General features: G+C 38.8%; 9 protein-coding genes. 5 read left to right on the forward strand and 4 right to left on the reverse strand.

The genetic code is table 11. The features are described from left to right. Window positions 1-37: 37 nt before the first annotated feature. Window positions 38-736: a LytR/AlgR family response regulator transcription factor gene (locus KO513_RS18770; RefSeq protein WP_215914706.1), complete on the forward strand. Its 699-nt coding sequence runs from the start codon at window positions 38-40 to the stop codon at window positions 734-736. Between the two features lie 14 nt (window positions 737-750). On the opposite strand, the gene KO513_RS18775 is transcribed toward KO513_RS18770, so the two are convergent. Continuing rightward, the gene (locus KO513_RS18775) at window positions 751-1,596 is read right to left on the reverse strand and encodes a universal stress protein (protein WP_215914707.1); all 846 of its coding nucleotides are present in this window, start codon (window positions 1,594-1,596) and stop codon (window positions 751-753) included. A 261-nt stretch (window positions 1,597-1,857) separates the two neighbouring features. Here KO513_RS18775 and KO513_RS18780 point away from each other — a divergent pair, with 261 nt between their 5' ends. Beyond that, window positions 1,858-2,559: a LytR/AlgR family response regulator transcription factor gene (locus tag KO513_RS18780; protein WP_215914708.1), complete on the forward strand. Its 702-nt coding sequence runs from the start codon at window positions 1,858-1,860 to the stop codon at window positions 2,557-2,559. Window positions 2,560-2,612: 53 nt separating this feature from the next. Here KO513_RS18780 and galK read toward each other — a convergent pair whose 3' ends face one another. The 3 genes from galK to KO513_RS18795 all read right to left on the reverse strand — a co-directional run bounded on the left by galK (window position 2,613) and on the right by KO513_RS18795 (window position 6,380). Continuing rightward, window positions 2,613-3,740, reverse strand: a complete 1,128-nt coding sequence (galK, locus tag KO513_RS18785) for a galactokinase (RefSeq protein ID WP_215438861.1) — start codon at window positions 3,738-3,740, stop codon at window positions 2,613-2,615. Window positions 3,741-3,752: 12 nt separating this feature from the next. After that, window positions 3,753-4,895: a formylglycine-generating enzyme family protein gene (locus KO513_RS18790; RefSeq protein ID WP_215914709.1), complete on the reverse strand. Its 1,143-nt coding sequence runs from the start codon at window positions 4,893-4,895 to the stop codon at window positions 3,753-3,755. A gap of 144 nt (window positions 4,896-5,039) precedes the next feature. Next, a complete protein-coding gene (locus KO513_RS18795; RefSeq protein ID WP_215438859.1) occupies window positions 5,040-6,380 on the reverse strand; it encodes a Gfo/Idh/MocA family protein in 1,341 nt (446 codons plus the stop codon). A gap of 499 nt (window positions 6,381-6,879) precedes the next feature. On the opposite strand from KO513_RS18795, the gene KO513_RS18800 reads away from it, so the two are divergent. The 3 genes from KO513_RS18800 to KO513_RS18810 all read left to right on the forward strand — a co-directional run bounded on the left by KO513_RS18800 (window position 6,880) and on the right by KO513_RS18810 (window position 13,155). Further along, window positions 6,880-8,124: an MFS transporter gene (locus KO513_RS18800; protein WP_246560444.1), complete on the forward strand. Its 1,245-nt coding sequence runs from the start codon at window positions 6,880-6,882 to the stop codon at window positions 8,122-8,124. A gap of 506 nt (window positions 8,125-8,630) precedes the next feature. Beyond that, on the forward strand, window positions 8,631-11,657 hold the full coding sequence (locus KO513_RS18805) for a SusC/RagA family TonB-linked outer membrane protein (protein WP_252735957.1): 3,027 nt from the start codon (window positions 8,631-8,633) through the stop codon (window positions 11,655-11,657). Between the two features lie 10 nt (window positions 11,658-11,667). Beyond that, window positions 11,668-13,155: a RagB/SusD family nutrient uptake outer membrane protein gene (locus tag KO513_RS18810; protein WP_215914711.1), complete on the forward strand. Its 1,488-nt coding sequence runs from the start codon at window positions 11,668-11,670 to the stop codon at window positions 13,153-13,155. Window positions 13,156-13,228 lie beyond the last annotated feature (73 nt).

Here is a 13,228-nt window from a genome sequence, read left to right on the forward strand (position 1 = left end):
CATCTCGTAAATACTGGTTGAAAAAGAACAAGCTATTATGGAAAATTTAAAGTTGACATGTGCAATTATTGAAGATTCTCCTGCTCACGCCAAGCAACTGGAAAAATTAATTCATCAACACACGAGTTTAAAGTTTAAAAAAACCTATAGAAACGCAATAGAAGCAAAAAACCATAGAGCGAACGAAAATGTTGACCTCCTTTTTTTGACTGTGGAATTACCGTTGATTACCGGTTTTGATTTAATTGAAAGCTTTAAAAAAAGTCCGCAAATTATATTGGTAAGCAGTAAGCCAGATTATGCCTTTAGGGCATTTGATTATGAAGTAACCGATTATTTACTGAAACCTATTTTGTTCTCACGATTTAACAAATCAATTGAAAAAGCACTGCGAAATGCTAAACTGACAGCAATCTTGCAAGATGAAGCGCATTTCTTTGTGAAAAGCAACTCAAGAAAAGTAAAAATAAACTACAAGGATATTAAATGGATAGAAGCTCTAGGGGATTACGTAAAATTAGTCACCGAAAAATCTAACCACATTGTATTGTCCTCTATGAAAGCTTTCGAAGGAAAACTACCTACTTCGCAATTTGTACGTATTCACAAATCTTATATCATCAACTTAAAAAGAATAGAAAAATTCAACAACACCATGGTAGAGGTGGAAGGTAAAAAAATAACCCTAAGCAGAAGCCGAAGGGATTCTTTTATGAACGCCATAGGAACTTCCTAAAGATACCTCTTGGTTTAGTTGGCAACTGGCACCACCAAAAAAGGTATTTCTACGCAAAAGCTTACTTTTTTGATTACAGGCTCTCTCATTAAACCCTCAAGAAAGTCATGATCATGTTTGATCATGGCCAAAATATCAATATCCAACTCCTTGAGAAAAACCTGAATACTCTTTGTCTTGTTTGTAAAATTGGGCATCCAATGGTAGGAGAGTTTATACTTTGATAAATACGCTTCTAAGGTATTTCTATTGGAAATCTGTATAGAATCTAACCGCTCCTCCTCATTTATATGCATTACATGCATACTGGCTTCATACTTATTGAGTACTTCTTTTATAGGCTCCAAAACGTCTGCGGAGAAGTTTCTTTTAAAATTTGTGGCCAATGCTATTTTTTTAGGCTCTTTATAAAAGCATCCATTAGGAATTACTAGTACCGGACAGGCCGCTATCTTAATTACGTTTACCGTTCTCGTACTTAAAAAAACAGATTTTGCTCCTGTTGCCCCTTGGGTACCCATAACAATACGATCTATTTTTTCTTTTGCAGATACCTTTAGAATTTCGGTTAACAAGGATTCCAAAGCTATGTGTTCAATAAATGTATGCCTTGGGTTTTGGTTCTCCTCTGCAATGTTGGTACAGAAATCATGCATTTGACTTTCTGCTTCCAATTGCCAATTATCTCCCAATCCTACCTGTGCGGGCGAACCTAAGATGTAATCTATTCTATAAGCTGCCGGAGTATAGGTGTGCAAGAAATAAAAGACACACTCTGTATGCTCATACAATCGCATGGCATAATCAATGGCATTTCTAGAATTTTCAGAAAAATCTGTGGGCAAAAGGACTTTTAGCATGACTTTTGATTTGATTTAATAAAACTATATCCTTTTAAAGAGAAAAAACATGACATCTATCAGCTTTGAATGAAATATTCGGAATTTTACGGGTGTCAAGTCTAATTTTAAATGAGCTGGGGAGCCAATAAATTTTTAAACTATATATTTGTAATAGCTAACCTATTTTATCTGGCCCCACAACTGTTAAAAGAAGGTGATTAGTTAATTAATATTTAACCTCTTTAAGAAGTTACATACTTTTTAAGCAATCCTCTTATTATGAACTCTGTAAAATTAACGTGCGTAGTTATAGATGACTCTAAAACACAACGTACCGCAGTTGCCAAGCTTATAAAAAATCATATTAACCTGCGTTTTCTAGCCGACTACAAGAACGCGGTAGAGGCTCAAAAACATATGGAGAAGAACAATGTTGACCTTGTTTTTCTTGATATAGAAATGCCGCTCATTAACGGGTTTCAATTTTTGGATTCTTTAAAAAATCGTCCGCAGATCATTTTAATTTCGGCAAAAGAAGAATACGCCATGCAGGCCTTTGATTACGATGTAACGGATTATCTTCTCAAACCCATTGGCCAAAGCCGTTTTAACACTGCTATAAAAAGGGCCCTTCAAAATAATATTGAAGTTGAGGAAAATGAGGACGATTACATTTATGTAAACAGCAAACTCAAAAAATTAAAGCTCGTTCTTGGTGATATTAAATGGATCGAAGGTCTTGGCGATTACATAAAGGTGGTAACCGAAGAAAAGAATATTTTAATCTTATCTACCATGAAATCCTTTGCCGAGAAGCTACCTAAGGATAGATTCTTGCGTGTACACAAATCCTATATTATCAATTTGGATAGGGTTGATAAATTTAACGGCTCCCAAGTTGAAGTATGCGGGCATTCCATTCCGTTAAGCAGACATAAAAAATTAGCATTGGAAGATGCACTTATGAACTCTCAGGCGTAAAGTCTATTGTTTAAAATAAAAAAAAGGCCGATTTAAAAAATCGGCCTTTTTAATTATATAGCGGAAGTACCGCCACTTGGCCGGACTTCAAAAGCTTCAAGAGTAATATTAAACTTATCTTTATATGCTTTGGTTGCGGCACTTACAAAATCTTCTACCGCACTATCATGTACAATATTCAAGGTACAGCCTCCAAAACCGCCACCGGTCTGTCTAGCGCCTAAAACCTGATCGTTACCTTTAGAGAAATCTACCAAGAAATCAGATTCCGGACAGCTCACCTCATACTCCGTACTAATTCCTTCGTGAGCTTTATATAGAATCTGACCTACTTCTTTAAGATTGTTCTCTTTTAAGGCTTTAACCATTTCCAATACTCTATCGTTTTCCTTAACAATAAACGAACACCTATTATAAACTATAGGATCCATCTCTTCTTTTGAAGCTAAGAGCATTTCGCTATCAACATCCCTTAGTGATTTTACGTTTGGATGTTTTTTCTGGATAATGGCTACCCCTTGTTCACATTCTTGCTTACGTGTATTATACTCACTGGAAGCTAAATTATGAGACACTTTCGTGTTTAATAGTATGATTTTATACGGATTTAAATCTATGGGAATGTGATCGTAATCCAATGAACGGCAATCCAATAAAATAACATTACCGGCCTCGCTCATAACCGATGCAAATTGATCCATAATTCCACACTGCGTGCCCACATAGGTATGTTCCGCGGTTTGTGAAAGCTGAACCATTTCTATTTTTGATAGTCCAAGGTCAAAAATTTCGTTAAGACCAAAAGCCAAACCACATTCTAAGGCCGCAGATGAACTAAGACCTGAACCCGTAGGCAAATTACTTTCTACAACACAATCAAAACCTCTCACCTTATCGGTTCTTTTTGAAATTTCGTTCAGCACGCCCAGGATATAATTCTCCCATTCTACCTTGCTTACGGCAATTTTATTCAAATCTATCTCAAAACCCGTATCGTAAGTTTTGCTATACACATGGCATTGGTTTTCAGAACCGTTCTTTCTAAAACTAAAAGTTATGTTCTTTTCTATGGCCGTAGGCAACACATACCCCATGTTGTAGTCCGTATGTTCACCTATAAGGTTAATTCTACCCGGTGATGATATAACCAATTCTGGCTGAAAATTTTCTAAAAATTGCATAAGAGAAGTTGTTTATTTTGAATTGCGGACCATATCGGGCGTTGCAACGGTTCTAAAACCCAAATGTTCCAATGATGAATCTAAACTTGTAGCCATACGAGACGATATCCTATAACTGGCGCAATAACTGGCATTACACAAGAACGAGCCGCCTTTCATAACTTTCTCCCTTGCATAAGGGTCTCTTTCATTATAGGCTTGATCCGCACCCAACGGGTTTTTAGCTACCGGATATGTTGCGCTTAACTCTTTATAGTAATTGGTGTTATACCAGTCATTGGTCCATTCCCAAACATTTCCGGCCATATCATAAAGACCAAAATCATTGGCAGGATATGATTTTACAGGTGCCCGAAGTCCAAAACCATCCGTTTCTACATTGGTTACCGGAAACTCACCCTCCCAGGTATTCGCTTTTTCCGATAATTTCGTATCCTCATCTCCCCAGAAATAAGTTGTAGTTAAGTGATTACCACGTGCAGCACGTTCCCATTCCGCTTCGGTAGGCAAACGTCTGTTGGCCCACTCGCAATAAGCCAAGGCATCTTCATAAGCAATATGCACTACGGGATAATTCCCTTTTCCTTTAATGGAACTATTGGGTCCGTTAGGATGCTGCCAATCTGCACCAATGGTCCAACTCCACCATTGTGAGAAATCATAAAGATTGGGCACAGGACTTTTTGCCTGCTTAAACGTTAGCGACCCTGGTTGCATGATACTATCATGTGGTTTGGGAGTGCCTTCGGGAAGTTGCTTTTTCATTTCCTCCCAATCTATTTCCCTTTCGGCAACTGTTTTATAACCTGTTTCCTTTACAAATTCTTTAAACTGGTCATTGGTTACTTCCGTAATGTCCATAAAAAAACCATCAACGGCAACCTTATGTGCTGGTTTCTCATGTTCCATTGCCCCTTTATCCTGTGGTACGGCACCTTGTGCGAAAACTGCTCCTGGAATCCAAACCATTCCTTTGGGAGTAGTTACATCTTCTGGTTTTTCCTTAACTACCGTTGTATCTACCACAATTGGCTTGGACTCCTCTTTCTTTTCTGGAGTTTTTACTACCTCTGCCTTTTGTGATTTATCTTCTTTGCACCCTATGGCAAAACATAAAACCGCAACAGAAGCAAGTATTTTGATTGTATTATGCATAATTCTATTTCAAAAATGGAAAACAAAGTTAAACCTATTTTCCGGTTAACCACTATATTGGATTCCGTCTGTTTCTTTTAAAACGGAAACAAAAAAATGTCCCCGAAAAAGACGGGGACATTGTTATTTTGTGATACTTATAAATTATATGACTACGGTTTCACCTGGTTTTGGAATGTTGTAACTACCGTCCGCATTAGGTTGTACGGGGGCTGGAGAATCCCATGTTAAATCATCGGGTGCCAAATCAATGTTAGATTGCATGGCTTCGTCCCATTCAATTACTTTACCCGAATATGTTGCCATTCTTCCTATAATGGCACTCATGGTACTCTTGGCCCCATTTTCGGCATCAGCTATCACACCTCCGTTTCTTATGGATTCAAACAACTTTATATGTTCTATTTCATATGGATTAGGATCATCCTTACCTCTATGTTCAAAGACCGAGTTTCCGCTCCAATCTGTAATTGTAGCGGTATCTCCTTTTGTATAAACGGTACCCTTTGTTCCTTGGAAAAACTCCGAAACCTTACTCATAGTTTCCGGCTGATGACGACATTGACTAGCAACGACCGCGCCACTAGGATAAGTGTATTCTACAAAGTGGTGGTCATAAATCTCACCATGGTCCTTACCGTTGCGAACCTGTCTACCACCCATACCTTGGGCAGAAATTGGGTATTCACCAACAAACCAATTGGCAACATCTATATTATGGATATGCTGTTCCAAAATATGGTCTCCGCATAACCAATTAAAATAATACCAGTTACGCATTTGGTATTCCAACTCACTTTGCTGTGGTTGGCGCTCACGAACCCAAACACCACCACTGTTCCAATACACCTGTCCCGAAACAATTTTACCGATGGCATCTTTTTTAATCTGGTCAATGGCAGATAGATAACTATCTTGATAATGTCTTTGCAGACCTACAACAACGTTCAATTTATTCTCTTTGGCCTTTTTGGCAGCGGCCAAAACCTTACGAACGCCAGGTACATCTGTAGCAACCGGTTTTTCCATAAAGACGTGTTTGCCATTGTTTACCGCATATTCAAAATGCTGCGGACGAAATCCTGGAGGCGTTGCAAGGATAACAACATCTGCTAGGTCCATTGCCTTTGTAGCAGCATCAAAACCAACAAATTGGTTCTTTTCCTTCACATTAATTTTCTTAGTCTCGCCCATTGCCTTTGAAATATTGGCCAAACTACCTTTTAGACGATCTTCAAAAGCATCGGCCATAGCCACAAGCTCTATGTTATCATCTGCATTCAACGCTTGTACAGCTGCGCCGGTTCCACGACCTCCACAACCTACTAGTGCTAATTTCAATTTCTTGTCCCCTAATACATTTGCCATACCGCTCATCTGTAAATTGGGCAACAACAATGCTCCGCCAGTAAATAAGGCGGTGTTTCTTACAAAATCTCTTCTGGATTTTTTGATCATACTGGTTTTGGTCTTGTCTACTTTCATTTTCTGTATATTTCTAGGATTATTTGCCGTAGCTGGTACATCTACAAAGCAACTGTGAATATAAAAATAATAAGTCAACTTATTTCATCAAAATTTGCGTTTTTCTCACTTTCTGAAACATAATTTTATCAAAGCAATACAAATTTGTTAGTTTTAAGAATATCCAGTCAATGGGATGGGTGCAAACTACCTTTTCCGCCTTAAGTCTGCTATTTTATAGCTTTAAGTCTTTTTTACTCCTAACCACCTGACTTTTGGCACCTTGAAGATACTCCTCCAATTTCAATTAAGTGTACTTTTAACACATTTTGAATTTTAAAAATGAACTTTTTGTCTAATTTTCCTGTGTTAGGCAAGTAAACCAAGGATTGTTAAATTCACTTTTTTTTTATCAATTACATATTTTTAAATTATCTTTCGTTTCGATTTTCGTAAAAAAACTTTTAATAAAAATTACTTTTACAAATCTGAACACCAAAAACAACAAACCAAATATTATATGGAAACAAACACAAATGAAATGGCTTCAAACGCCAATAGACTTTTTTACGCGAGTTGCTTTGCACTTATTACCACCGCATTTTCTTTTAGTATTAGGGCTGGTATCTTACCACAATTGGGCGAAGAGCTCAGTTTAAGTGGTGAACAATTAGGCTTTATTAACGCTATGTGGTTTATCGGCTTTCCTTTATCTATGGTTATAGGGGGTCTTATTTACCACAAAGTTGGTGGTAAAGCCATAATGCAGTTTGCTTTTTTTGCTCATGCTATAGGAATTATACTTACCATTTATTCCGGTAGTTATACTGGTCTTCTTATCTCTACTCTTTTAATAGGTTTGGGTAACGGTTGTACCGAAGCCGCATGTAACCCTATGATTGCAGATGCATACCAAGGAAACAGGATGAGTACTATGATGAACCGTTTTCACATGTGGTTCCCAGGTGGTATTGCTATAGGAAGCTTAATTTCAAGCTTTATGACAGATATGAGCTTTAGCTGGGAAAGTCAAATATGGCTTATTTTAATACCTACTTTAATCTACGCCTATTTATTCTTTGGCCAAGCATGGCCTAAGGCTAAGGTAGAAGAAGCCGCTACACTTGGCGGGAACGTAAAAGCTATGTTATCGCCATTATTCATCTTTATGTTGGTTTGTATGTCTTTGACGGCTATTTCCGAATTTGGCCCTAACCAATGGGTGGGTCTTATCCTCTCTAAAAGTGGAGCCAACCCTATGATCATTCTTGCCTTAACAGCGGGACTAATGGCCATTGCAAGATTCTTTGGAGGTAATATGGTGAAGCGATTTAACCAAACCGGCGTTCTTTTAGGTTCTGCCGTACTTGCCACTTTAGGTATTTACTTATTTAGCACGCAAACAGGTGCTATGGCATATGTTGCTGCTATTTTCTTTGCCCTAGGTGTTGCATACTTCTGGCCTAACATGATTGGTTTTGTTGCTGATAAAATTCCAAAAAGTGGTGCATTAGGTCTTTCTATTGTTGGTGCCGTAGGTATGTTCTCTAGCTCTATTTTTCAACCAATTATTGGTGGATGGATTGATGCCGATAAAGCAAAAGCTGCTGCGGAAGGTTTTACAGGTGATGAACTGGATTTGGTTTCCGGTCAAGCTACTTTGTTGACAATGACAATATTCCCTGGTATTCTAATCGTGCTTTTCACCCTGCTTTATTTCTGGATGAAAAATAGAAAAGAAAACACTCAGGCTGAAGTTGCTTAAATCTTAGTCTTATAATTTATATGGAAAAGCCCGATGATACATCGGGCTTTTTTATTTATCCCTCCCCATAAAGTGCTGCTCCTATAGTCCTCTCCTTCATTCTCCCCTACTTGTTTCTATGTATTTTGAAGTACTCTATTCTAGTTACTGCGAACATAGCCTTGCTGCACTATAAACTCCGTTTTCTTGGTATTATATTTTAGGATTTTTTCAATGCAAATTAGCAGTTGTATGATACAAAGTAAAACATATGCATAACATATGGTTTTTCGCTTCTTATTTATGCCCTCTCAGACACATATCACATTACTAATTTTCACCTCTCAAAACTATTAAATTCCTCATTTTTACCCCGTAAATATTGGGATAACAAAAGGAATGCAACAAAATTTCCATCATATGCGTCAAATCTTTTACTTCTCGTTCAAGCCTTCACATACATTTGTTTCGGTGATGTTTTCATTAGTATCAACATCCTAAAAATTAACTAACTAAACTTAATGATTATGATTAAACTTAAACATGCGATCATTGCATGTCTTGTAATGATCGGACAGTTTGCTTTTTCTCAAACCTCTACCGTTAATGGTGTGGTTTCAGATGAAAGCGGAACTCCCTTGCCAGGTGCTACAATCTTAGTATCCGGAACAACAAACGGTACAACTACGGATTTTGATGGTAACTATTCCCTTTCTAATGTAAGCCCTTCGGACAATTTAGTTTTCTCCTATATAGGCATGACATCACAAACCATTACCGTAGGAAACAGAACCTCTATAAACGTAAGCTTACAAGAAGACGCTCAAACTTTGGATGAAGTGGTTGTGGTTGGTTACGGTACGCAGTCCCGTGCAGAAGTAACCGGAGCTATTGCCACCGTAGGAGCGGAAGAACTCTCCGCATTACCAGTAGTTAGTGCCGATCAAGCCTTGCAAGGTAGGGCCGCAGGTGTTACGGTCTTAAATACCGGTTCTCCAGGTACCGCCCCGGTAGTTCGTATTCGTGGTCTTGGTACTATGAACAACAATGATCCATTGTATGTTATTGATGGTATTATTGCTGGCGGTTTGGGCGATTTGAATCCTAATGACATTGAATCCATCAACATACTAAAAGATGCCTCTACAACGGCCATTTATGGTTCTTTGGGATCTAATGGTGTGGTTATGGTGATTACTAAAAAAGGAAACAGGTCCGGAAAAACCTTAGTGACGCTTGATGCATATACAGGGGTTAATTTCTCAAACCAAAGGTTTGACCTATTAGATACACAGCAATACTTACAGTACGCACAGGACGCTTTTGGGTTTACCCCAACTTCCGCCCTTTCGCAATCTAACGGGAACACTACGGATTTTCAAGACGCTCTATTTAGAACGGGTGTTATGCAAAAAGTAGATTTTGGACTTGCTGGTGGTGGTGACAATAACAACTACAGATTTTCTGCCGGATATATGGATCAGGAAGGAGCTATTATAGAAACTGGCTTTGAAAGGTTTTCTTTCCGTGCCAATAGTAACTTTACCGTAGGTAAATTTAATTTTGGTGAAACCATGGCAGTTTCCTTTCAAAAGCAAAACCCTGAAAGAAACCTAGGAGATAGGTCCCTTTTGGAACATGCTATAAAAGCCGCTCCTTATTTACCTATTTACAATCCTAACAACTTACAAGGTTTTCAGGGACCAAATAATGATGCGGACGGCCAAGACGGCGAGAACCCAATTAGAGTTCAAACCCTTGGGGAACACGTGAACAAATCATCTGCCGTTCTTGGTAGTATTTTTGGTGAATTTGAAATTATAGACGGACTTAAATTTAAAAGTCAAGTGGGTCTAGAGTACAGAAACGCCAATACCAACATTTTTGTACCTTCTTATAATGATGATAGTCAAGGAGCTACGCACAGCTCAGAATTTGCGGCAATTACCAAAAATTCTAGCTTAAGAAAATCGATTACAATTACCAATAGCTTAAACTATACCTTCTCTGTTAATGACAAGCATAATTTTGATGTACTGGTACTTGCAGAGAAACAAGAAACCATAGATGAGCTTCTAAACAGTAATAGTCAGAACCCCATTACTAATGATATTAACCAAGTATCTTCAGAAAAAGCATTCTTACAGTCTTTTACCTATGAATATAACCGCTTAGGATATTTGGGTAGGTTAAACTATAACTTTGACCAGAAGTATATTTTTGCAGCATCAATCAGACACGATGCTTCCTCTAGATTTGGAGAGAACAACAGATGGGGTACTTTTCCCTCTGTAGCTTTAGGTTGGAACATTGCCAAAGAAAATTTCCTTACGGACACCGCTTTCAACACTTTAAAATTAAGAGGTAGTTGGGGTATTACGGGTAACGACCGTATTAACAATTACCAGTACAGCGCTACCTTACTTTCTGATTTCTTTTATCCGTTTGGCGATACATTGGCAACCGGAACAACAGCAGGCGGACTCGCTAATCCTGATTTAAAATGGGAGGAAACTACCATGATGAATATTGGACTTGATTTTGAACTGTTCAATAGTAAACTAACGGGTGCCGTTGAATACTTCAACAACACCAGTGATGATTTACTTATGAGTCGCCCTCTTGCCGGGTCGCTAGGAATTCACTCTGGTTCCGTAACCGAAAATGTAGGTTCTGTTGAAACGAATGGAGTTGAATTTAATATTGGTTACAATGATTACGACGGAGACTTTACATGGTCTGCCAATCTTAATGTAGGTACGTCTACCAACGAAGTAAAATCCTTAGGATCTAACGAGTCGCTTTCTGGGGGTACTTTTGAGTCTCAGGATATTTCAAGGATTGAAGTGGGCGAGCCTTTGTTCTTTTTCTTCGGTTATGAAACAGACGGTATTTACCAAACTCGTGCAGAAGTAGACGCTAATCTAAACCAAACCCTTGTTGATGGTGAGTTCCCGGTTAACCCTGGAGATATTAGATTCGTAGATCAAAACGGAGATGGTCAAATTAATGCGGACGATCGTGTGAAAATTGGAAACCCATATCCTGACTTCACTTATGGGCTAAACCTAAACGCTAATTACAAGCAGTTAGACCTTAACCTATTCATATCCGGGGTATCCGGTGTTGATGTGTACAACACCAATATTTATGACTTGGAAGGTATGCCAAGGTTGTTCAACGCAGGAACTAATGTCCTAAACCGTTGGACGGGCCCAGGAACATCAAATAGCGTGCCTGCTGCAGGAGGTAATGCCCAGAATTTCAACTCCATTTCCGATCGTTTTGTAGAAGATGGTTCGTTTACCAGATTAAAGAACATAACACTGGGGTATACCTTAAAAAATACTGCCTTGGAAGATTACTTCTCTAAATGCAGAATTTACGTGAGCGGTCAGAACTTGATTACTATAACAGATTATTCAGGTTTGGATCCGGAGATAGGAAACCCTTTGACAAATAATGGTGGAAATAGCCAGTATGAATTGGGAATAGATAGAGGTAACTATCCACAGCCTAAATCAGTATTACTTGGAGTTCAACTATCATTCTAAAAAAATTATCATGAAAAGAAATAAAATATTAGTAACGGTCATAGCTACGATAGGTCTGGTGCTGTCGTGTAATGAAGATTCATTGGAATTGACCAACCCGAACGAACTTTCGCCAGATACCTTTTTTACGAACAGCACCCAGGTACAGTCTGCCGTTAACGCGGTGTACTCTAACTTGCAGACCAGAGGCCTCTATAGTCGTCATATGTTCTTTATGATGGATAATATGTCTCATGAAAACGGAGGAAACAACCAATTGGAGGCCGATAAAAGACAATATCTTGATTTCTCATTTGATGCCAGTCATGGCGCCATTGGAGCTTATTGGGAAAGTTGCTACAGAGGTATCAATAAAGCCAATTTCGTTATTGAGAATTCAGAGAAAATCAATGAGATTCTACCTTCTCAAATGAGCGATGCCCTAAAGCAAAAGGCCATTGGAGAGGCTAAGTTCTTGCGTGCCCTGTTCCATTTCTTTATAGTAACCAGATATGGAGATGCGCCGTTGGTTACTACATTGCCCCCAGATGATGGTTCCGGCCCAGGCAAGAGCCCTAGTTCTGAGATTTATGCACAGATCATCAAAGACCTGCAAGAAGCTATTCCTGTGCTCAAAGTAAAGGGTGAGGAAGAAAACGGCCGTGCTACAAAAGGGGCCGCTCAAGCCTTACTGGGCAAAGTATACTTGTTCTTGGAGCAATATGATGATGCTTTGGCTCAGTTCAATGCTTTAAACGGCTATCAATTGGAAGACAACTACTTTGACAATTTCATGGAAGAAACCGAACATGGTGTTGAATCTATTTTTGAAATTGAATATAATGATGATTTTGGTACCAGCGCACAGTGGAACTCGGACCGCAGCGGTCAAGGTCCTAACGAGGCCACTTTTAGAGGTCAAGAATATGGCTTTAATGATTGGTTCAATGTTTTTCCTTCGGATGATTTATTGGAGGAATATGAAATTGGAGACATTCGCTTTGAGCAAAGTTTTTATGTAAACGGAGATACGTTTGGACCTGAGGGTTCATTAACCGTAGATGCTTTCCCTAGCAATGGTGGTGGCAATGCAGGCTGGTCCAAATACAACAACTATTACAAAGATGCCAATGAGGATCAAACTTCCGGTATCAACTTTAAGTATTTAAGATATGCCGATGTTTTGTTAATGACGGCCGAATGTGAGAGCATGAGACCGGGAGGTGACCAAGATGTAGCCATAGGCTACATCAACCAAGTTCGCGAAAGGGCTACATTAGACCCGTTGCCTACAGGTTTATCCAAAGCTGAAGTCTTTGATGCTTTGGTACACGAACGTAAAGTTGAATTGGCCGGTGAGCAATGCAGGTTCAATGATATTATCCGTTGGGGAATTGCAAGTACAGAATTGTCCGGGACCCAGTTCCAAGAAGGCAAGCACGAGCTTTTACCTATACCTCAAGCAGAGATTGATGCCAATATAAATATTTCTGCTGCAGACCAGAATCCTGGCTACTAAACATTTTACGAGTTAGTTTGAGTTAGTTATTTTAAAAACAGTGTGTTTTGGTCGACACACTGTTTTTTTGCTT

Origin of the sequence: Zobellia sp. B3R18 (genome assembly GCF_018860715.1) — a bacterium.
Classification (GTDB): domain Bacteria; phylum Bacteroidota; class Bacteroidia; order Flavobacteriales; family Flavobacteriaceae; genus Zobellia; species Zobellia russellii.

Coding starts and splice junctions, on each gene's coding strand:
- KO513_RS18770 (WP_215914706.1), top strand. CDS start 38: ATGGAAAATTTAAAGTTGACATGTGCAATTATTGAAGATTCTCCTGCT.
- KO513_RS18775 (WP_215914707.1), bottom strand. CDS start 1,596: ATGCTAAAAGTCCTTTTGCCCACAGATTTTTCTGAAAATTCTAGAAAT.
- KO513_RS18780 (WP_215914708.1), top strand. CDS start 1,858: ATGAACTCTGTAAAATTAACGTGCGTAGTTATAGATGACTCTAAAACA.
- galK (WP_215438861.1), bottom strand. CDS start 3,740: ATGCAATTTTTAGAAAATTTTCAGCCAGAATTGGTTATATCATCACCG.
- KO513_RS18790 (WP_215914709.1), bottom strand. CDS start 4,895: ATGCATAATACAATCAAAATACTTGCTTCTGTTGCGGTTTTATGTTTT.
- KO513_RS18795 (WP_215438859.1), bottom strand. CDS start 6,380: ATGAAAGTAGACAAGACCAAAACCAGTATGATCAAAAAATCCAGAAGA.
- KO513_RS18800 (WP_246560444.1), top strand. CDS start 6,880: ATGGAAACAAACACAAATGAAATGGCTTCAAACGCCAATAGACTTTTT.
- KO513_RS18805 (WP_252735957.1), top strand. CDS start 8,631: ATGATTAAACTTAAACATGCGATCATTGCATGTCTTGTAATGATCGGA.
- KO513_RS18810 (WP_215914711.1), top strand. CDS start 11,668: ATGAAAAGAAATAAAATATTAGTAACGGTCATAGCTACGATAGGTCTG.